The organism is Cellulomonas sp. 73-92, from assembly GCF_001898175.1.
In the GTDB taxonomy this organism is placed as follows: domain Bacteria; phylum Actinomycetota; class Actinomycetes; order Actinomycetales; family Cellulomonadaceae; genus Cellulomonas.
In genome coordinates this window covers 350,952-370,970 of record NZ_MKTH01000013.1, presented here as the reverse complement: position 1 = coordinate 370,970, position 20,019 = coordinate 350,952, and the positions used below count along the sequence as shown (strand labels likewise).

At 72.0% G+C, this 20,019-nt stretch carries 22 protein-coding genes and 2 tRNA genes; 6 read left to right on the top strand and 18 right to left on the bottom strand.

Annotated elements, in window-relative coordinates; genetic code table 11:
- Position 1: 1 nt before the first annotated feature.
- Genes BGO37_RS08395 through BGO37_RS08380 form a run of 4 tightly spaced genes read right to left on the bottom strand, consistent with a single transcriptional unit; the run spans position 2 to position 2,376 of the window.
- On the bottom strand, positions 2 to 625 hold the full coding sequence (locus BGO37_RS08395) for an aminodeoxychorismate/anthranilate synthase component II (protein WP_291753889.1): 624 nt from the start codon (positions 623 to 625) through the stop codon (positions 2 to 4).
- Positions 622 to 783 (bottom strand): hypothetical protein, encoded by a 162-nt coding sequence (locus BGO37_RS08390; RefSeq protein WP_291753888.1) that lies wholly within the window; start codon positions 781 to 783, stop codon positions 622 to 624. The genes BGO37_RS08395 and BGO37_RS08390 overlap by 4 nt, the downstream gene beginning before the upstream one ends.
- Positions 784 to 799: 16 nt before the next feature.
- Positions 800 to 1,603, bottom strand: a complete 804-nt coding sequence (locus tag BGO37_RS08385; protein WP_291753887.1) for a class E sortase — start codon at positions 1,601 to 1,603, stop codon at positions 800 to 802.
- Entirely contained in the window at positions 1,600 to 2,376 is a 777-nt protein-coding gene (locus BGO37_RS08380; protein ID WP_291753886.1) for a DUF881 domain-containing protein, read from the bottom strand. Before BGO37_RS08380 ends, BGO37_RS08385 begins: the two co-directional genes overlap by 4 nt.
- A gap of 114 nt (positions 2,377 to 2,490) precedes the next feature.
- Here BGO37_RS08380 and BGO37_RS08375 point away from each other — a divergent pair, with 114 nt between their 5' ends.
- A complete protein-coding gene (locus tag BGO37_RS08375; protein ID WP_291753885.1) occupies positions 2,491 to 2,739 on the top strand; it encodes a cell division protein CrgA in 249 nt (82 codons plus the stop codon).
- A 47-nt stretch (positions 2,740 to 2,786) separates the two neighbouring features.
- Here the strand turns inward: BGO37_RS08375 and BGO37_RS08370 are convergent, their stop codons facing one another.
- Positions 2,787 to 3,419, bottom strand: coding sequence for a rhomboid family intramembrane serine protease (locus BGO37_RS08370; protein WP_367188095.1), 633 nt, complete (start codon positions 3,417 to 3,419; stop codon positions 2,787 to 2,789).
- Between the two features lie 238 nt (positions 3,420 to 3,657).
- Positions 3,658 to 4,197 (bottom strand): peptidylprolyl isomerase, encoded by a 540-nt coding sequence (locus BGO37_RS08365; RefSeq protein ID WP_291753883.1) that lies wholly within the window; start codon positions 4,195 to 4,197, stop codon positions 3,658 to 3,660.
- 92 nt (positions 4,198 to 4,289) lie between these two features.
- Here BGO37_RS08365 and BGO37_RS08360 point away from each other — a divergent pair, with 92 nt between their 5' ends.
- Positions 4,290 to 5,189, top strand: coding sequence for a hypothetical protein (locus BGO37_RS08360; protein ID WP_291753882.1), 900 nt, complete (start codon positions 4,290 to 4,292; stop codon positions 5,187 to 5,189).
- 179 nt (positions 5,190 to 5,368) lie between these two features.
- Complete coding sequence (locus BGO37_RS08355; protein ID WP_291753880.1) at positions 5,369 to 5,944, top strand: hypothetical protein; 576 nt, start codon at positions 5,369 to 5,371, stop codon at positions 5,942 to 5,944.
- Between the two features lie 90 nt (positions 5,945 to 6,034).
- On the opposite strand, the gene BGO37_RS08350 is transcribed toward BGO37_RS08355, so the two are convergent.
- The 12 genes from BGO37_RS08350 to dnaA form a co-directional block, all read right to left on the bottom strand.
- Positions 6,035 to 6,403, bottom strand: coding sequence for a hypothetical protein (locus BGO37_RS08350; RefSeq protein ID WP_291753878.1), 369 nt, complete (start codon positions 6,401 to 6,403; stop codon positions 6,035 to 6,037).
- 80 nt (positions 6,404 to 6,483) lie between these two features.
- Positions 6,484 to 6,556: transfer RNA gene (locus tag BGO37_RS08345), tRNA-Ala, on the bottom strand.
- A 32-nt stretch (positions 6,557 to 6,588) separates the two neighbouring features.
- Positions 6,589 to 6,711 (bottom strand): DLW-39 family protein, encoded by a 123-nt coding sequence (locus BGO37_RS08340; protein ID WP_291753876.1) that lies wholly within the window; start codon positions 6,709 to 6,711, stop codon positions 6,589 to 6,591.
- A gap of 21 nt (positions 6,712 to 6,732) precedes the next feature.
- Positions 6,733 to 6,806 (bottom strand) — tRNA-Ile (locus BGO37_RS08335).
- Between the two features lie 55 nt (positions 6,807 to 6,861).
- A complete protein-coding gene (locus BGO37_RS08330) occupies positions 6,862 to 7,794 on the bottom strand; it encodes a DUF3566 domain-containing protein (protein ID WP_291753875.1) in 933 nt (310 codons plus the stop codon).
- Positions 7,791 to 10,343 carry a DNA gyrase subunit A gene (gene gyrA, locus BGO37_RS08325; RefSeq protein WP_291753874.1) on the bottom strand — a complete coding sequence of 851 codons (2,553 nt, stop codon included), beginning with the start codon at positions 10,341 to 10,343 and terminating at the stop codon, positions 7,791 to 7,793. The genes BGO37_RS08330 and gyrA overlap by 4 nt, the downstream gene beginning before the upstream one ends.
- Positions 10,344 to 10,390: 47 nt before the next feature.
- Entirely contained in the window at positions 10,391 to 12,412 is a 2,022-nt protein-coding gene (gene gyrB / locus BGO37_RS08320) for a DNA topoisomerase (ATP-hydrolyzing) subunit B (protein ID WP_291754563.1), read from the bottom strand.
- A gap of 208 nt (positions 12,413 to 12,620) precedes the next feature.
- Complete coding sequence (locus BGO37_RS08315; RefSeq protein ID WP_367188094.1) at positions 12,621 to 13,412, bottom strand: DUF721 domain-containing protein; 792 nt, start codon at positions 13,410 to 13,412, stop codon at positions 12,621 to 12,623.
- Positions 13,402 to 14,583, bottom strand: coding sequence for a DNA replication/repair protein RecF (gene recF / locus BGO37_RS08310; RefSeq protein ID WP_291753872.1), 1,182 nt, complete (start codon positions 14,581 to 14,583; stop codon positions 13,402 to 13,404). The genes BGO37_RS08315 and recF overlap by 11 nt, the downstream gene beginning before the upstream one ends.
- A complete protein-coding gene (gene gnd / locus BGO37_RS08305) occupies positions 14,584 to 15,483 on the bottom strand; it encodes a phosphogluconate dehydrogenase (NAD(+)-dependent, decarboxylating) (protein WP_291753870.1) in 900 nt (299 codons plus the stop codon).
- Positions 15,484 to 15,577: 94 nt separating this feature from the next.
- Positions 15,578 to 16,708, bottom strand: a complete 1,131-nt coding sequence (gene dnaN, locus BGO37_RS08300; protein ID WP_291753868.1) for a DNA polymerase III subunit beta — start codon at positions 16,706 to 16,708, stop codon at positions 15,578 to 15,580.
- Between the two features lie 615 nt (positions 16,709 to 17,323).
- Entirely contained in the window at positions 17,324 to 18,760 is a 1,437-nt protein-coding gene (dnaA, locus tag BGO37_RS08295) for a chromosomal replication initiator protein DnaA (protein ID WP_291753867.1), read from the bottom strand.
- Positions 18,761 to 19,202: 442 nt separating this feature from the next.
- Between dnaA and rpmH the strand changes: the two genes are divergently transcribed.
- The 3 genes from rpmH to yidD are packed head-to-tail and all read left to right on the top strand — an operon-like array spanning position 19,203 to position 20,016.
- Positions 19,203 to 19,340 (top strand): 50S ribosomal protein L34, encoded by a 138-nt coding sequence (rpmH, locus tag BGO37_RS08290; RefSeq protein ID WP_043601468.1) that lies wholly within the window; start codon positions 19,203 to 19,205, stop codon positions 19,338 to 19,340.
- Positions 19,341 to 19,351: 11 nt separating this feature from the next.
- Positions 19,352 to 19,714 carry a ribonuclease P protein component gene (gene rnpA, locus BGO37_RS08285; protein WP_291753861.1) on the top strand — a complete coding sequence of 121 codons (363 nt, stop codon included), beginning with the start codon at positions 19,352 to 19,354 and terminating at the stop codon, positions 19,712 to 19,714.
- Entirely contained in the window at positions 19,711 to 20,016 is a 306-nt protein-coding gene (gene yidD, locus BGO37_RS08280; RefSeq protein ID WP_291753859.1) for a membrane protein insertion efficiency factor YidD, read from the top strand. The genes rnpA and yidD overlap by 4 nt, the downstream gene beginning before the upstream one ends.
- Positions 20,017 to 20,019: the final 3 nt, after the last annotated feature.

Sequence of the window (20,019 nt, the reverse complement as noted above, 5' to 3'; positions counted from 1 at the left end):
GCTACGCCCGCACCAGCGGGTGCAGCCCGGCGGACCGGGCGACGGCCTCGTCGTCCCCGCAGATCGCCAGCCAGTTCGCCAGCAGTCGGTGCCCGCCCTCCGTGAGCACCGACTCCGGGTGGAACTGGACGCCGTGCAGCGGCAGCGTCCGGTGCTGCAGCCCCATGATGATGCCGTTCGCCCGGGCGGTGACCTCGAGCTCGTCGGGCACCGTGCCGTCGACGACGGCCAGCGAGTGGTAGCGCGTCGCGGTGAACGGCGACGGCAGCCCGGCCAGCACGCCCTGCCCGGTGTGCTCGATCTGGCTCGTCTTGCCGTGCATGAGCTCCGGCGCGTGGGTGACCACCGCGCCGAACACCTCGCCGAGCGCCTGGTGGCCCAGGCAGACGCCGAGCATCGGCAGCCCGGCGACGGCGCAGTCGCGGATCACCTGCATGCTCCGGCCGGCCTCGGACGGCGTCCCCGGCCCGGGCGAGATCAGCACGCCGTCGAACCCGCCACGCTCGTCCGCCGGCGGCACGGCGTCGTTGCGCACCACGACGGTCGAGGCCCCGAGCTGGTTGAGGTAGCCGACGATCGTGTAGACGAAGGAGTCGTAGTTGTCGACGACGAGGATCGAGGTCACTGGCCACCCACCGTGGTGTCGTTGAACGGCATGTACGGGGAGATCGCGGGGTAGACCCAGACGAAGCACGCGGCCAGCACGGCCGCCGCCAGCACCACGGCCAGCAGCGCGCGCACGCCCACCGGCCCCGGCAGGTGCCGCCACAGCCATCCGTACATCAGGACCTCCCGGACCTCATGATGCGGCACCGAGCAGCTCGGCCGGCACGGAGCCGTCGTCCGCGGACGCCCAGTAGTCGAGCACCCCGTGGACCACGTACCGCTGGCTGGCCGAGTACATCGGGTTGCACGTCGTCATGGTGATCATGCGCTCGGTGGGCTTGGCGCCCGGCTTGTCGGGGACGGGCGCCACGACCTCGACCTGTGTCGGCCTGACGATCTCGATCGAGGTGACCTTGTACACGTACCAGGTGTGCTGGGTGCGGACCACGACCGCGTCGCCCACCTGGATCTCGGCGATGCGGTTGAACGGCTTGCCGTACGTGGTGCGGTGCCCGGCGACGGCGAAGTTGCCGACGGCACCCGGCATCGCCGTGCCCTCGTAGTGCCCGACGCCGAGCCGGTCGAGGACCGTGGCCTTGTCGGTGCCCTCGCTCACGGGCTTGGCCGGCGTGCCGGCCCACCGCGGCACCTGGATCGTCGCGAACGTCACCGCGTGGCCGGGCTCGGCCTCCACCGGGGGGTCGTCGTGCCGCGGGACGGCGATCTTCACGGCCGGCGGCGGGTCGCCGGGCGACGGCGACGCGCCAGGCTGGGCGGCGGCCGCCGGCAGCGACGGCTGTGTCCAGGGCAGGGACTGGACGATGGACGCCTGCTCCCGGTTGGCGACGACGTCCGTCCACCACAGCTGCCAGACGAGGAAGCCCAGCAGCAGCACCCCGAACGTGATGAGCAGCTCGCCGACCACCCCGAGCGCCGCGAGGCCGACGCGGGCCGCGGTCGAGGGGCGCGGCGCGCGCGCGTCGGCGGGGTGGCTCACCCGCCGGATCCTGCCAGACCGGGCAGCACGTCCACACCGTTCGGCACGCTCGCGTGGTCCAGCTGGGTGGCCGCGTAGGCCGGCATCTGCAGGCTGCCGTCGTCCTTGACCTCCCAGCCGAGGCCGACGCGCTGCGAGTCCCGCTGGTAGGCGCGCACCGCCGGGGACGCGTTGAGCGCCGCGCGCATCGCGGCGGCGTTGCCGATGGCGCGCACCTCGTAGGGCGGGGAGTAGACGCGCCCGTGCAGGCGCAGCACGTTGCCGACGCAGCGCACGGCGCTCGTCGAGACCACGCGCTGGTCCATGAGCTCCATCGCCTCCGCGCCGCCCGCCCACAGGGCGTTCATCACGGCCTGCAGGTCCTGCTGGTGCACCACGAGAACGTCCGGGCTGACGTCCGAGGGCGCGCCCTGGGCCGGCGCGTCGTCGAGCCGCACGACGAGGCCAGGCCCGCTCACCGGGGTCGACCCGGACTCGATGGCGTAGGCGGCGGGGAGCGAGCCGCTCGACTGGCCGGCCGCCGCGTCCGCCTGGTCCGTCAGCTGCTGCACCTGGGCGGACAGGTCGTTCACCTGGTTGGCCAGCTGCTCGACCTTGGCCGACTGCGCCTGGACGAGCTCGGTGAGGTTCTGCGGCCTGCGGGTGGCCGGGTCGCGCGCGTCGCGCGCGGAGACGACGAACAGCACCGCGGCGAGCATCAGCACGACCGCGACCGAGAGCGGCGCCCGGGCCAGCAGCCGGCGGCGGCGCGCGTGCGGGTGTTCGGCGTCCACCACTCCCCCGGGGCCGTGAGTCCTTCGGTCTAGGCTATGTCAGCGCGCGCCCGGTTCGTGACGCCCCGGACCCACGGGGCAGGCCGCGGCGTCGACGGACAGGAGCTAGCGGACGTGCCCGAGTCGAAGTCCCGCAAGAAGGACGCCTACATCGCCCCGCCCGCGAAGGCGAAGGCCAAGAAGCCCAACCCCCGGTGGTTCGTCCCGGTGATGGTCGGCCTCATGGTCGTCGGGCTCGCGTGGATCGTCGTGACGTACCTGTCGCAGTCGCAGTTCCCCATCCCGGCGATCCGGCAGTGGAACCTCGGCATCGGCTTCGTGCTCATCATGGCCGGCTTCGGGATGACCACGCGCTGGCGGTGACTGTCCCCAGCGGTGAACAACCCTGTGGATAATCACACCGGTGTGATTCACCCGAGCGGGACGCCTGCCTGGGCATACGTCACCAGGGTGGACGCCACGAGCCCGCCGACGACGACGAGCGTGGCGGCCACCGACACCAGGTGCTGGCGCCCGCGCGGCGCGTAGGCGTACGCCGCCCCCAGCAGCGCGCCGGTGACGAGCCCGCCGAGGTGCGCCTGCCAGGCGATGCCCGGCAGCACAAAGCTGAGCACGCCGTTGACGACGATGACGCCGATGATCCCGCCGGCCGAACGCCCCAGCCGCCGCAGCACGACGAGCACGGCGCCGAACAGCCCGAACACCGCGCCGGACGCGCCGACGGCCGCCTGGCCCCACGAGCCGAGCGCCGGTGCCAGCACCACCATGCCGACCGAGCCGCCGATCGCGGACACCACGTACAGCGTGAGGTAGCGGGCCCGCCCGAGCGTCGCCTCGAGATAGGGCCCCACCGACCACAGCGCGATCATGTTGAACACGATGTGCAGCAGCGAGCTGGGGGAGTGCAGGAACGCCGCCGTGAGGAAGCGCCACGGCTCGGACGCCCCCTGGATCGGCGAGAACCACCACCGCGACGTCCACCCCGGCACGGTCCACTGCAGGACGTAGCTGGCGACGCACAGCCCGATGATCCAGAAGGTCACCAGGGGCCGGTCACCGCGCACTCGGCCGCCGAAGACCGTCTGGGCCTGCCGCGTCCCGCGGGCCGCCTCCGCGACGCAGTCGACGCAGTGCACGCCGACCGGCGCGGGTCGCTGGCAGTCGGGGCACACCGGGCGCCCGCACCGCTGGCAGCGGACGTACGAGACGCGGTCGGGGTGCCGAGGGCACACCGGAGGCGTCGCCGCCTCCGGTGGCCACGTGGGCGAGGGTGTGCTGATGTCAGTCCTCGACGGTGACGGACTGCAGCACGACGTCGGTGACGGGACGGTCGCCGGGACGGGTCTTCGTGGTGGCGATCGCGTCCACCACGGCCTTGCTGGCGTCGTCGGCCACGCGCCCGAAGATCGTGTGCTTGCCGTTCAGCCACGGCGTCGCCGCGACGGTGATGAAGAACTGGGACCCGTTGGTGCCGGAGAGCTTGCCGCTGATGCGGTCGGGCCGCTTGCCCGCGTTCGCCATCGCCAGGATGTAGGGCTGGGAGAACGTCAGCTCGGGGTGGATCTCGTCGTCGAAGGTGTAGCCGGGGCCGCCGGTGCCGGTGCCCAGCGGGTCGCCGCCCTGGATCATGAAGCCGTCGATGACGCGGTGGAACACGACGCCCGAGTAGAGGGGGTCGTTCGAGACCTGCCCGGTGCGGGGGTCGGTCCACTGCTTGGCGCCCGTCGCCAGGCCGACGAAGTTCTCGACAGTGGCCGGCGCGTGGTTCGGCAGCAGCTCGACACGGATGTCACCGAGGCTCGTGTGCAGGGTTGCGAACATGCTGCACATCCTCGCACGTGACCCCACTGCGGGGCCGGGGCCGCAGTGGCAGAGTGGGGTGGCACAGTCCGACCGAGAGCCGGAGGTTTGAGATGGGCAGCACGCACCGCACTTCCATCGACGTCGACACCGAGAAGCTCAAGTCGCAGGCGGCGGAGATCGGCAGTGCGCTGTCGGACGCGGCCGTTCACGCCAAGGAGTGGAGCACGCCGCGGATCGAGGCCTTCGTCGAGTGGCTGACCCCGCGGCTGGAGAAGGCCTACAGCGAGAGCCTCAAGGCCGCGGCCCCTCGCCTGGAGAAGGCCGCCGAGAAGGCGGGCCCGGTCATCGACACGGCCCACGACAAGCTGGTCGACGAGCTGATCCCCAAGCTCATCGCCGCGTTCAACGAGGCCGCCGAGAAGGCGCAGGTGACCGCCGAGCACGCGGCCGGGGCGATCCACGAGCACGCGGACGCCGCCGCCGTGGCGATCCACGAGCACGCGGACGCGGTCGCCGACGCCGCTTCGGACGCCGCGCAGGCCGCCGAGGAGAAGAAGAGCCACGGCGCCGCCAAGGCGTTCTTCGTCGTCGCCACCCTGGCCGCCGCCGGCGCCGCCGGTGCCGCCTGGTACCGCTCGCGGACCAGCGTCGACCCCTGGGCCGAGCCGTGGGAGCCGACCGACCCGACCGGCGCCGACTCGCTGCAGACCCGCCCCCACGACGGCCACGGCTTCACCGACGCCGTCGGCGACGCGGCCGACGCCATGGGCGAGGCGGCCGGCGCGGCCGTGGCGAAGGGCCGGGAGGCGAGCCGCAAGGCAGCCGAGCGCGCCGCCGAGGTCAAGGAGGCCGCCGAGGAGCGCGCCGCCGAGGTCCGGGAGGCCGCCGCCGAGCGCGCCGCCGAGGTCAAGGACGCCGTCGAGGGCACCGCGCGCCGGGTCACCCGCCGCTCGTCGTCCAAGGCGGACGAGCCCGCCGCACCGGAGGCTCCCGAGGCGCCGGAGGCCTGATCACCGCGATCGGCCGGGACACGACGGCCGGCAGGCTCGCCGGGTGGAGCTCGACGACGCGATGCCGTACGCCTGGACCGCGGCGCACCGGACCAGTCAGTTCGCCGACGGGGGTGCTGCTCGGGCTCGCCTGATGAACGGTGACATGCCCGACACGTGACCGGAGTACGGTTCGCGCCATGCAACTGGCTGACCTGCAGGCACGCGTGCGCATCGCGCTGACGAACACCATCGCCAACGAGTGGACGCTGTTCACGCCGTCGAGCGGGTCGTCGAGCGCCTCCGAGCGCACCATCGCGTTCCACCTGGGCTGGAACCTGCGGCCGCTGGTCGAGGAGGCCTGGGATATCGACGCGGAGTACGACCGCTCGGGCATGGTGCTGGAGAAGGCGGTCAAGCTCGAGGACGACGAGGCCGGCCGGCGCATCCCCGACCTCATCGTGCACCGGCGCGGGCGCCTCGGGCCGGAGGAGAACCTGCTCATCCTCGAGCTGACGGCCGACCGCGAGACGCGCGGCACCAGCGCCGGCGACTTCACGCGCGCGGTGGCGATCCAGCGCCGGTTCGGCTACCGCTACGCGGTGCTCCTCGACCTCCACCTGACGCTCGACGCCGACTCCCCGAAGCTCGCCCCGACGTGGCACTGGGCGACGCTCGAGGGCGGTCCCGCGACGATCGACCCCGAGGACGTCTACCTGCCCGACGTGCTGGACGACGTCGCGGCACGCGCGGCACGGGCGGCCCACCGCCGCTGAGCGCCTCGACCGGCCCGGGCGCAGCGCCCGGCCGGGGTCAGGACGTGGTCAGGCGTGTCGGAGGGTGGCCGGAGCGTGGTCAGAGCGTGGTCAGAGCGCGAACCCGTTGACCGGGAGCACGACGACGACGAGCGCCAGCGAGAGCACGGCGCTGACGAAACCGCCGGTCACACCGCCCCACAGCTCCCGCCCCGTGACGCACGAGGCGCCGGCGAAGCCCAGCGCGGCCGGCAGGCCGAGCAGGAGCATCGGCAGCCCCGCGATGAGCGGCATCGTGTCCCAGAGCGAGCCGAGCATGTCCGGGGGCTGCCCACCCGGGTACTGGGCGAGGAGCCAGCCGGCGACGAGGCCGATCCCGGCGATGGCGACGAGCGCGGAGACCAGCGCCGCGGCGCCCGGGTGGTCGAGCGCCCATGGCGTCGCCCGGTCGCCCGCCACGTCCCCCGACTGCGCGGTCACGGAGACAGGATCGTCGGCGGCTCCCCGGGTTGACCAGGGTCGATGGTCCGCCTCACCCCCATCGGGGCGGCTCGCAGGGGTGGAGCCGACGGGACTCGAACCCGCAACCCCCTGCTTGCAAAGCAGGTGCGCTACCACTTGCGCCACGGCCCCCGGTGGCCGCACAGAGGCGGCGACGGGGAAGGTCAGTCGTCCAGCGTGTCGGTGACCTCGGCCCACAGGTCCCGCTCGTCGCGGTCCTGCAGGTACTTGGTGTAGAGGACGTACCCGGCCGCGGCGAGCGCCGCGAGCAAAAGCAGCTTCTTCACGGGTCCTCCAGTGGGATCCAGTGGGCCTAACAGGACTTGAACCTGTGACCTCTTCCTTATCAGGGAAGCGCTCTAACCGTCTGAGCTATAGGCCCGTGCGCGCGAGCGCCGGTCGAGACTACCCCAGGCGGATCGCCCGTCCCAAACCGATCACTCGTCGGTCATCGTCACGTGCACGCCGCCCACCAGCGCGGCGACCACGTTGTACAGGAATGCCCCGATCGTGGCGAGCGCCGTCAGCAGCAAGACGTCGATCACGGCGACCAGCGTGGTGATCGACAGCACCTTGGAGAACTGGACGTACGTCAGGATGTTGATCGAGCTCTCCTGGCCGACGATCTGCGTCACCAGGTTGTTCAGCGACGTGAACACGTGCAGCCCGTCCAGCGTCAGCCAGAGCACCGAGACCGCGACGACCAGCATGATCCCGGCGGCGAACGACATGAGGAACGCCAGCTTCATCACGGACCACGGGTCGAGGCGCGACACCGCGAGGCGCACCCGGCGCGGGCCGGGGCCACCGACGACCGGCGTGCGACCTGAGGCCGGCCGGACCGTCGGCGTGCCGGCGGTCATCGCGGGCGCCGTCGGTGGCACGACGGGACGAGGCGGCGCGCCGGTCACGTGCGGGTTGGCGGTCATCGCGTCGTCCTCCGAGCGGGGTCGTGTCAGGGAAGCGTACGCGGCCGACATCGACGCGCCCGTCGCGCTCGCCGCCTTCTTCAGCCATTGCCCGGTGTGCTCCACGGCGGTGGCCAGCGGGGACGGTCCCTCGGGGATCTCGTCGTCCCTCGGCGAGGCGACCGCCGGGGACGGCGCTCCCGGTGGGCCGACGACGGGGAACGCCGCGCCGGGCGCCGGCCGCACGTCCCGCGGCTCGCTCGTCGGCGTCCGGCGCGTGGCCTGTCCCGCCTCCGGCACGACGAGCGGGGGGGCCGCCTCACCGGCGGGTGGCCGCCCGGTGCCGTCGGGACCACCCCGGCCCGGCACCGTCGTCACGCCCCACGTGCCGGCGGGCGTCGCCGAGGGCCGCTTCCGCGGCGGGATCGAGGGCGGGATCGAGGGCGGTGGCGCGTCGGTCATGCATCCTCCGCGGTGGTCGGGTCACCGGTCTCGGCGTCCACGGTACCTGCATCACCCGCCGGCTCGTCACCCAGGCTGCGCTCACCGTTGCGGGCGACGGCGATGATGCGGTCGCCGGCGTCGGGCTTCGCGAAGATGACGCCCTTCGTCGTGCGGCCGTGCGCCGGCACCTCAGCGGTCGCCGAGCGCACCACCTTGCCGCGCTCCATGATGACGAGCACCTCGTCGGCCTCGTCCGTGACGAGGGCGCTGACCAGCACGGCGTCCGAGAGGTCGGCCACCTTGATGCCGAGGCCACCGCGCCCCTGCTGCCGGTAGTTCTCCACCGTCAGCGCGGTCCGCTTGGCGATGCCGCCCTCCGTCACGGTGAAGAGGAAGGCGTCCTCGCGCACCACGTCCATCGCGAGCAGCTCGTCGCCGGCGCGGAAGTCCATGCCCTTGACGCCGGACGTCGCGCGGCCCATCGGCCGCAGGGCCTCGTCGTTCGCGGTGAACCGGATCGACTGGCCGTGCCGCGACACGAGGATGAGGTCCTGGTCGGCGTTGACGAGGCGGGCAGAGACGAGCTCGTCGGGCCGGCCCTCCTCGTCCTCGCGCAGGTTGATGGCGATGACGCCGCCGGAGCGGTTGGAGTCGTACTCGCTCAGCCGCGTCTTCTTGACCAGGCCGCTCTTCGTCGCGAGCACCAGGTACTCGGCCTGCTCGTAGTCGCGCAGGTCGAGGACCTCGGCGATGCGCTCGTCGGGCTGGAACGCCAGGAGGTTGGCCACGTGCTGGCCCTTGGCGTCGCGGCCACCCTCGGGCAGCTCGTACCCCTTGGCGCGGTACACCCGGCCGAGGTTGGTGAAGAAGAGCAGCCAGTGGTGGGTCGTCGTGACGAAGAAGTGGTCGACGATGTCGTCCTCGCGCAGCTGGGCGCCACGGACGCCCTTGCCGCCCCGGCGCTGCGCGCGGTAGTTGTCGCTGCGCGTCCGCTTGGCGTACCCGCCGCGGGTGATGGTGACGACCATCTCCTCCTCGGCGATGAGGTCCTCGTCGGTCACCTCGCCGTCGAACGGCAGGATCCGCGTGCGGCGCTCATCGCCGTGTCGCGCGACGATCTCGGCCAGCTCGGTCGAGACGATCTCCCGCTGCCGCTCGGGCGAGGCGAGGATCGCCTGGTACTCGAGGATCTTGGCCTCGAGCTCGGCGTACCGGTCGAGGATCGCCTGCCGCTCGAGGGCGGCCAGCTGGCGCAGCTGCATCCGGAGGATGGCGTTGGCCTGCTCCTCGTCGATCGCCAGCAGGTCCATGAGGCCGATCCGCGCGGCGTCGGCGCTGGCCGAGGCCCGGATGAGGGCGATGACCGCGTCGAGCTGGTCGAGCGCCGCCAGGTAGCCGCGGTAGATGTGGATCTGGCGCTCGGCCTCGGACAGCCGGTGGCGCGTGCGGCGCTGGATGACGTCGAGCTGGTGGGTGACCCAGTGCCGCACGAACCCGTCGAGCGGCAGCGTGCGCGGCACCCCGTCGACCAGCGCGAGCATGTTCGCGCCGAACGTGTCCTGCAGCTGCGTGTGCTTGTAGAGGTTGTTGAGGACGACCTTGGCGACGGCGTCGCGCTTGAGCACGATGACCAGGCGCTGGCCGGTGCGCCCGGAGGTCTCGTCGCGGATGTCGGCGATACCACCGACGCGCCCGTCCTTGACGAGCTCGGCGATCTTCGTCGCCAGGTGGTCCGGGTTGACCTGGTACGGAAGTTCGGTGACGACGAGGCACGTGCGGCCGTGGATCTCCTCGACCTCGACCACCGCGCGCATGGTGATGGCGCCGCGACCCGTGCGGTACGCGTCCTCGATGCCGCGCCGCCCGAGGATCGTCGCCGCCGTCGGGAAGTCCGGTCCCTTCACGCGCTGCAGGAGCGCCTCGAGCAGCTCCTCGCGGTCCGCCTCCGGGTGCTCGAGGTACCACTGCACGCCGTCCGCGACCTCGCGCAGGTTGTGCGGCGGGATGTTGGTCGCCATGCCGACGGCGATGCCGGCCGAGCCGTTGACCAGCAGGTTCGGGAACCGGCTCGGCAGGACCTGCGGCTCCTGCGTCTCACCGTCGTAGTTGTCGCCGAAGTCGACGGCGTCCTCGTCGATGTCCCGGACCATCTCCATGGCCAGGGGCGCCATGCGGCACTCCGTGTACCGGGGGGCGGCTGCCGGGTCGTTGCCGGGGGACCCGAAGTTGCCCTGGCCGGCCACGAGCGGGTACCGCATCGACCAGTCCTGCACCAGGCGGACGAGGGCGTCGTAGATCGCGCTGTCGCCGTGCGGGTGGAACTTGCCCATGACGTCGCCGACGACGCGCGAGCACTTGGAGAAGGAGCGGTCCGGCCGGTACCCGCCGTCGTACATCGCGTACAGCACCCGCCGGTGCACCGGCTTGAGGCCGTCGCGCACGTCCGGCAGCGCGCGCCCGACGATGACCGCCATCGCGTAGTCCAGGTACGACCGCTGCATCTCCAGCTGCAGGTCGACCTGGTCGATGCGGCCGTGCTCGATCGGGGAGTCCGTGGTCTCGCTCATGCTGTCGTCCTTCGGTGTGTGCGGTCGATCGTCCGGGGCCGGCTACCTCAGATGTCGAGGAACCGCACGTCCTTGGCGTTGCGCTGGATGAAGCTGCGGCGCGCGTCGACGTCCTCGCCCATGAGCACCGCGAACGTCTCGTCGGCGGCCGCGGCCTCGTCGAGCGTCACCTGGAGCAGGATCCGGTGCTCGGGCGACATCGTGGTCTCCCAGAGCTCGTCGTAGTTCATCTCGCCGAGGCCCTTGTAGCGCTGGTAGGGCTTCTCCTTGGGCAGCCGCTTGCCGGCCGCCTGCCCGCTCGCGACGAGCACGTCACGCTCGCGGTCGGTGTAGGCGTACTCGTGGTCCTGGTTGGTCCACTTGATCCGGTAGAGCGGCGGCTGCGCCATGAACACGTGGCCCTGCTTGATGAGCTCGGGCATGTACCGGAACAGCAGCGTCAGCAGCAGCGTGCGGATGTGCTGGCCGTCGACGTCGGCGTCGGCCATCAGCACGATCTTGTGGTACCGGAGCTTGGACAGGTCGAAGTCCTCGCCGATCCCGGTGCCGAACGCCGTGATGAGCGACTGCACCTCCTGGTTGCCCAGGGCACGGTCGAGCCGCGCGCGCTCGACGTTGAGGATCTTGCCGCGGATCGGCAGGATCGCCTGCGTCCGCGGGTTGCGGCCGCGCACGGCCGAGCCACCGGCGGAGTCGCCCTCGACGATGAACACCTCGCACTCGGCGGGGTTGTTGCTCTGGCAGTCCTTGAGCTTGCCGGGCATCGAGTTCGACTCGAGCAGGCCCTTGCGACGGGTGGCCTCGCGGGCCTTGCGCGCCGCCATCCGCGCGGCCGAGGCCTGGATGGACTTGCGGATGATCTCCTTGGCGTCGACCGGGTGCGAGTCCAGCCAGTCGCCGAGGCGCTCGTTGACCACGCGCTGCACGAAGGTCTTCGCCTCGGTGTTGCCGAGCTTCGTCTTCGTCTGCCCCTCGAACTGCGGCTCGCCGAGCTTGACCGAGACGACCGCGGTGAGGCCCTCGCGGACGTCGTCGCCCGTGAGGTTCTCGTCCTTCTCCTTGAGCAGGCCCTTGTCGCGGGCGTACCGGTTGACCAGGGACGTCAGTGCGGCGCGGAAGCCCTCCTCGTGCGTGCCGCCCTCGGTCGTCGAGATCGTGTTCGCGTACGTGTGCACCGACTCGGAGTAGGCGCCCGTCCACTGCATGGCGATCTCGACCGAGATCCGCCGCTCCGTGTCCTCGGCCTCGAAGTCGATGACGTCGGCGTGCACCGGCTCGTACTTCTTGGCGGCGTTGAGGTGCCGGACGTAGTCGACGATGCCGCCCTCGTACCGGTAGGAGACGGAGTGCCGGGTCTCCTCCGACTGCTCGACGACGTCGACCGCGTCGTCGTCGGTCGTGTCGACGTGGCGCGGACGGAGGTCCTCGAGGCTGATCCGCAGGCCCTTGTTGAGGAAGGCCATCTGCTGGAACCGCGAGCGCAGGGTCTCGAAGTCGTACTCGACCGTCTCGAAGATCTCGTCGTCCGCCCAGAACGTCACGATGGTCCCGGTGACGTCGCTCGGCTCGCCCTTCTCGAGCGGCCCGGTCGGCGTGCCGCGCAGGTAGGCCTGGCGCCAGACGAAGCCGTCCGTGTGCACCTCGACCTCGAGGCGCGTCGACAGCGCGTTGACGACGGAGACACCGACGCCGTGCAGGCCGCCGGAGACCGCGTAGCCGCCGCCACCGAACTTGCCGCCGGCATGGAGCACCGTGAGGACGACCTCGACGGCGGGCTTGCCCTCGGACTTGACGATGCCGACGGGGATGCCACGACCGTCGTCGACCACCCGGACCCCGCCGTCGGGCAGGATCGTCACCTGGATGTCGCTCGCGTAGCCGGCGAGGGCCTCGTCGACGGAGTTGTCGACGACCTCGTAGACGAGGTGGTGCAGCCCCCGCTCGCCGGTGGAGCCGATGTACATGCCGGGGCGCTTGCGGACGGCCTCCAGCCCCTCGAGCACCGTGATGGCACTGGCGTCGTAGCCGCCGTTGCCTTCGTGACGCTCGAGGGGGGTGCCGTCCGGGATGCTGGGGGTGGGCGTGGGCTCAGGAACCACGGGCGGCGGTCTCCTCGAAGGGCTGGACGGCGCGGAGGGCCCCGCCCGTTGACGCACAGGGCGGATCACTCCACGACGCGAGAGTTCTTGTCTCAGGACGGGCGCGGACGCGCCAGAAAGACCCTCCTAGTCTACCGCCTGACCCGCCCCGACCTGGGATCTGTCAACAGGCGCCGGCTCAGCCCCATGTGTCCCGTGCCCCGCGGCCCGGCACCGAGCGGCGCCCGCGGCCGAACCCCGGCCCGGCCGGCCCGAGGACCTTCACCTCGACGACGACCCCGTCACCCAGCTCCTCGGCCAGGCGGCCCAGCAGCCGCTGCGCCTCGAGGGTGAGCGTCGTCGCCCACGCGGTCGACGACGCGCGCAGCGTCAGCAGGCCCGCCTCGAACGTCTCCGGCCGGCAGTGCTCCGCGATGTCCGGTCCGACGAGCTCGGGCCAGCGTCCCCGCAGGTCACCCTCGACGAGACCGGGTCGCCAGCCGAGCTCGGCCGCCAGCCGTCCCGCGGTCACCCCGACGGGCTGTGGGTCGCGGGCGTCCGGCCCGGCCGCCGTGGCGATCGGGGCGGCCGACGAGCGACGCGGGGCGTCACCGGGGCGCAGGCCACGGGCGCGCGCCGCCTCCTGGGCCCTGGCCAGCGCCGCGCGTGCGACCTGGTCGGGCGGGGTGGTCGGACGGAGGGGGGGCGGCGCTACGCCGGCCGGCACGCGCTCCTGCCCGTCGGACGGCTGCTCGACATCCTGCGTCGCTGCCCCGGCGGGCACGTTCTCCTGCCCGTCGGGACCCGGCCTGGCGTCCTGCGTCGCTGCGCCGGCCGGCACCTGCTCCTGCGGGGTGAGGCGCTGCTCGGCGCCCTGCGCCGCGGTGACGGCGGGATCGACGGTGGCCGTCGGCGTGCCGTGCCCTGCCCCCCGCCGGGCCCCCCGCTCGTCGCGCCCGGCCCGCCGACCCCCGGCCCGGTCAGAGGACACGCGAGACCTCGCCGGCCATGACGTCCACGCGCGCGCCGGCGAGCGCCTCCGGCACGTCGCCCGGCACGGCGGCCGTGACGATCACCTGCCCCGCAGGTGCCACGAGCTCGGCCAGGCGGTCCCGGCGCCGCGTGTCGAGCTCGGCGAACACGTCGTCGAGGATCAGCACGGGGTCGCCGTCCGGCCCCCAGTCGCCGGACCACTCGTCGCTGCCGGCGCCGCCGCGCAGCAGGGTCGCCGACCCGAGCCGCAGGGCCAACGCGTACGACCACGACTCGCCATGGCTCGCGTACCCCTTGGCCGGCAGGTCGCCGAGCGTCAGCACCAGGTCGTCGCGGTGCGGCCCGACGAGGCTGACTCCGCGCTCGATCTCCTTGCTCCGCAGGCGGCCCATCGCCTCGAGGAGCTGCGCCTCGACGAGGTGCTCGTCCCCCGCCGGGGTGACCTTTCCGTCGTCGAGCGACGAGTCGAGCGACGACCGGTACGCGATCCGCGCCTCTCCGGCCGCGGCGCTCACCTGCGCATACGACTCGAGGACCACCGGCGCCAGCGCGGCGACGAGGCTGCGGCGGGCGACGACGATCCGTGCGCCTGCGGCCGCGAGCTTGCCGTCCCACACGTCCAGGGTCCGCAGGTCGACGCCACGCGAGGCGCGCATCGCCCCGGCGGCGGTCTTGAGCAGCGCCGACCGCTGCCGCAGCACGCGGTCGTAGTCGGCGAGCACCGCCGCGAGCTGCGGCCGCAGCTGGACGACGAGCTCGTCGAGGAACCGGCGCCGGCCGTCCGGATCCCCCTTGACCAGGGCGAGGTCCTCGGGTGCGAACTGGACGGTCCGCAGGATGCCGAGCACGTCCCGCGCCCGGACCGGCGACCCCCCGTTCACGCGGGCGCGGTTCGCCCTGCCCGGCGTGATCTCCACCTCGACCGTCGTCGCGCGGCCGGAGCGCTCCACGCGCGCGCCCACCACGGCGCGGTCCGCGCCGGCCCGCACGAGCGCCGCGTCCGTCGGGACGCGGTGGCTCGACAGGGTGGCCAGGTAGCCGATCGCCTCGACCAGGTTCGTCTTGCCCTGGCCGTTGGGGCCGACGAGCGCCGTGATCCCGGGTGTCAGCGGCAGCTCGACCTGCGGGTAGGAGCGGAAGTCGGTGAGCGCGAGGTGCGAGACGAACACTCAGGCCCCGTCGGGACCGGAGGGCTTCACCGCATGGCCCCCGAACTGCTGCCGCAGAGCCGCCACCGCCTTGAGCGCGGGCGACTCCTCCTGGCGGGAGGCGAACCTGGCGAACAGCGACGCCGAGATCACGGGCGCCGGGACGGCCAGGTCGATCGCCTCGTCGACCGTCCAGCGACCCTCGCCGGAGTCCTCGACCCAGTCGTCGATCGCCGAGAGCCCCGGGTCCTGCTCGAGCGCCTGGACCAGCAGTTCGAGGAGCCAGGACCGCACGACCGTACCGCGCGTCCACGCCTTCAGGGTGCCCTCGACGTCGTCGACCAGGTCCTTCGCCGCGAGCAGCTCGTAGCCCTCGGCGTACGCCTGCATCAGGCCGTACTCGACGCCGTTGTGGACCATCTTGGCGAAGTGGCCCGCGCCGACCTTGCCGGCGTGGACGAACCCCTCCGCCCGCGGGCCCTCGGGACGCAGCGCGTCGAACACCGGCATCAGGCGGTCCACCGCCGCCTTGTCGCCGCCCACCATGAGGCCGTAGCCGTTGGCGAGCCCCCACACGCCGCCGGACACGCCGGCGTCGACGAACCCGACCCCGTGCTCGGCGAGGAGGTCCGCGTGCGGCTGGTCGTCCTGGTAGTACGAGTTGCCGCCGTCGATCACGACGTCGCCCGCAGTGAGCAGCCCCGCGAGCTGCCGGATCACGGCGTCGGTCACCTCGCCGGACGGGACCATCACCCAGACGTTCCGCTCGCCGGCGGGCAGGGCCTCGACCATCGCCTCGAGGGAGGGGACGTCGGTGACAGCGGCGTTGCGGTCGTAGCCCACGACGTCGATGCCCGCGCCACGCAGGCGCTCGCGCATGTTGGCGCCCATCTTGCCCAGCCCGACCAGGCCGATCTTCATCTCGCGCCCTCTCCGATCACGGCCCCGACGGCCGTCGCCACCCGTCACTGTGCCTCAGCGTGACGCACCCCGCCACGCCGGTCACCCCGGGGAGTCAGCCGGCGAACCGGATCGGGACGAGCAGGTAGCGGTACTCCTGCGAGTCCTCGCCGCCGGCCTCGTCCTGACCGGTGAACTCCACGGGCTTGTTGGGGTGCGTGAACGACAGCCGGACGAACGGGGTGTCGAACGCGCCGAGCCCGTCGAGGAGGTACTGCGGGTTGAACGCCACGGTGATCGGCTCGCCCACCAGGGCCGCCTCGAGCGCCTCGGACGCCTGGGCGTCGTCCCCGTGGCCGGCCTCGAGGACCACCTGACCCTCGCTGAACGACAGCCGGATCGGCGTGTTCCGCTCGGCGACGAGCGCGACGCGCTTGGCGGCGTCCACGAGCGACGGGCGGTCGACGACAGCGTGGATCGGCGTGTCGTCGGGGAACAGGCGACGCACCGGCGGGTAGTCGCCGTCGACGAGCAGGCTCGTCGTGTGGCGGCCACCGGCCTCGAACCCGATGAGGTCGACACCACCGGAGGTGGTGAGGGCGACCGTGACCGAGCCCGCGGTGCCGAGCGAGCGCGCCACGTCCGTCAGCGTCCTGGCCCGGACCAGGGCGATGCTCGAGAACCCGGGCGTCGAGGGCTTCCACGACAGTTCACGGAGCGCCAGCCGGTACCGGTCGGTCGCCAGGAGCGTCAGCTTCTCGCCGTCGATCTCCATCCGCACGCCCGTCAGCAGCGGGAGAGTGTCGTCGCGGCTCGCCGCCACGCTCACCTGGGCCACGGCGTGCGTCAGGTCGTCACCGTCGACCACGCCGGCGACGGGCGGCATCGCCGGCAGGCTCGGGTACTCCTCGACGGGCATCGTCAGCAGGGTGAACCGGCTCGCGCCGCACGTGATGACGACCTTGGTGCCGTCCAGCTGCACGTCGACCGGCTTGTCCGGCAGCGATCGAGAGATCTCCGCGAGCAGCCGGCCGGACACGAGCACCGTGCCGGCCTCGCTGACGTCAGCGGGGATCTGGGACCGCGCGGACACCTCGTAGTCGAAGCTCGAGAGCTCGATGGTGCCGGTGGTGTCGGCAGCGATGCGCACGCCGGCGAGCACCGGGACGGGCGGCCGCGTCGGCAGCGTGCGGGCCGTCCACGTCACGGCGTCCGCGAGGACGTCACGCTCGACCCGGAACCTCATGCTTCACCTCTTCGTCGTGCTGCCGCGATGGTCGCGCGCAGCCGTCCTTGACCGGAAACGAGCCTTCCGACGAACACTACGGGATCGGTATGACGCGGCCGGGCCGCCTCCCCGCTCGACGGTGTCATTCGTTCGCCATGGAGAAGATTCGTTGTCGTCATCGGCGCTGTGGGTTGTGTGGATGAGCGGTAGCGGTGCACGTCGTGTCGCGTGGCGGGCTGTGGACGTGACTGTGGGGCGTCGGCGGGAATCCGTGCGCGGCCGTGGACGGCGGGAAGGAGTCACCGCTGCGTCCACCGATGTGCCCGGTCGGGTCCACACGATCTGGACGGTCGTCCACTGTCGTCCACAGGCGTGTCAACAGGTGTGAACAATCGTCCCATCGAAGCCTCAGGCGTAGGTGGAACGTTCTCGCGGCGTCGTCCCGACCGACCGGCGGAGGTACCACAAAAGGGACGTCACGGCACGTCACGAAGCCAGGGTGCAACACGGAGGCGCGCCGGACGGGACGGAGACACCGGACCCGGCACGAGCCGCGCGCTGGGACCTGCGACCTACCCGCGCCCAGTTTGACCACAGGTTTTTCCACAGGGCTGGGGGCCGTTTGTGGACGAGCTAGCCGCGGTTCTGCTGCTTGATCCGGTTGGTCAGCTCGGTCACCTGGTTGTAGATCGAGCGGCGCTCGGCCATGAGCTCGCGGATCTTCCGGTTGGCGTGCATGACGGTCGTGTGGTCCCGGCCGCCGAAGGCCTGCCCGATCTTGGGCAGCGAGAGGTCGGTGAGCTCACGGCAGAGGTACATGGCGATCTGCCGGGCCGTGACCAGGACACGGGAGCGGCTCGACCCGCACAGGTCCTCGATCGTCAGGCCGAAGTACATGGCGGTCTGGCCGATGACGATCGTCGCCGTGATCTCGGCCGAGTCGTCGTCGGTGATGAGGTCCTTCAGGACGATCTCCGCGAGCGACATGTCGACCTGCTGCCGGTTGAGGTTCGCGAACGCGGTGACGCGGATGAGCGCACCCTCCAGCTCGCGGATGTTGCTGCTGATCTTGGAGGCGATGTGCTCGAGGACGTCGTCCGGCGCCTTGAGCCCCTCCGAGCCCGCTTTCTTCCGCAGGATCGCGATGCGCGTCTCGAGGTCCGGTGGCTGCACGTCGGTGATGAGGCCCCACTCGAAGCGGGACCGCATCCTGTCCTCGAACCCGTTGAGCTCCTTGGGCGGCAGGTCGGAGGTGATCACCACCTGCTTGTTGGCGTTGTGCAGGGTGTTGAACGTGTGGAAGAACTCCTCCATCGTCTGTTCCTTGCCCTGCAGGAACTGGATGTCGTCGATGAGGAGGACGTCCACCTCGCGGTAGCGGCGCTGGAACGCGCCCGCCTTGCCCTCGCCGATGGAGTTGATGAAGTCGTTGGTGAACTCCTCGGAGTTCACGTACCGCACCCGGATCGTGGGGTAGAGGTTCTGGGCGTAGTGCCCGATCGCGTGGAGCAGGTGCGTCTTGCCGAGCCCGGAGTTCCCGTAGATGAACAGCGGGTTGTAGGCCTTGGCGGGTGCCTCGGCGACGGCGAGGGCCGCCGCGTGTGCGAACCGGTTGGACGACCCCGGGACGAACGTCTCGAACACGTACTTGGGGTTCAGACGCGCCGGCTCCACTGCCGCGCGACGACCGCTCGGGACGTCACCGCCCGAGGCGGAAGGCGAGTACGGCGCCGCGGTGCGTGCCGGGGCGACCTCGACGACGGGCGTCGGGGCCGGCGCGGGCGGCAGGGGCAGAGCCTGGTCGTCGAGGTCTGGGTCCACCGAGACGGCGAAGCGTGCCTCACGGCCGATGGCCTCCGAGAGCGCGTGCGTCACCTCGGTCCGGACGCGGGACTCGAGGTAGTCCTTGGTGAAGTCGTTGCCGACCGCGAGCAGGAGGGTGCCGTCGAAGAGACCGAGCGGACGGGCGAGCCGGACGAAGGCCAGCTGACGCGGCGTGATGTCCGGACTGGTCCCCAGCTCGGACACCACGTGGCCCCAGATCTGGGCCAGGTCGTCGCTCACACTCACCCCTGCTGCTCTCGACCAAAAGTCGTGTCCGGTACCTCAGCGCGCGCTCATCCACACACTTGTCCACATCTGTGTGCGGTTCAGCCCGACCTTCGCCCAACGCGCGCACGGCGCGGCGCGGCGACCGTGGGGTGGGGGGCGCAACGACCACAGATCGTAGTGGCCGGGCGGGTGTGCGACGAGTCCAGGCGGCGGGTGAGTTGGCGGCGATCGGCGTGTCGACTGGACAACGGGTCGGATTTGACCTGTTCAGCGGCGGCAGCGTAGCGTGATTCAGCCTTGTTGACGGCTCCCGTTCGCGCGCCTCGATGCCATCGCCCTCGGTCGTTTACCGAGATCGAGACCGGTCGAGAGCACCCTGCAGTACGGGGAACGTCCAGCCGGCGACCTGACCTGCTCCATCCGTCCGCGCACGTCGCGGGCCAGTTCCGGGGAGAATCTCGTGACCAAGCGGACCTTCCAGCCGAACAACCGTCGGCGCGCGAAGACCCACGGCTTCCGGCTGCGGATGCGGACCCGCGCCGGGCGCGCCATCCTCGCCGCGCGGCGCCGCAAGGGCCGCGCGGAGCTCTCGGCCTGACGCATCCCGCGGTGCTGCCTCGCGCGCACCGGATGCGCCGCGGCTCGGACTTCGAGCAGGCGGTGCGCCGTGGCACGCGCGGCGGCCGGGAGTCCCTCGTGGTGCACCTGACGACCTCGACCGACCCGGAGCCCTCGGGCCCCGTGGTCGGTCTTGTCGTGTCGCGGGCCGTGGGCAACGCGGTGACGCGCAACCTGGTGAAGCGTCGCCTGCGGGCGCTCATGGGAGAGCGGCTCGGCGCGCTGCCCAGCCGCTCGCGCGTCGTCGTGCGCGCGCTGCCGCCCGCTGCGACGACGAGCTTCGCCCACCTAGCGGCAGACCTGGACTCCGCGTTGTCGACGGCGGTCCGACGAGCCGGCGAGCGGTCCCGATGAACGCGCTGGCGCGGGCCGCGCACGTCCTGGTGCGCCTGCCGGCACGGCTGGTCCTCCTGCTCATCAGGGTCTACCAGCGGTACCTGTCGCCGATGCGGCCGCCGACCTGCAAGTACTACCCGTCGTGCTCGCAGTACGCCGTCGTCGCCATCCAGCGCCACGGCCTGCTGCGCGGGTCGGCCCTGGCCGGCTGGCGCCTCCTGCGATGCAACCCTTGGAGCCGCGGCGGCGTTGATGACGTGCCCCCTGCGCGCGAGCGGCACGCGCACCACCGTCCAGCCGTGGCCGGCGCCACGCATTGATTG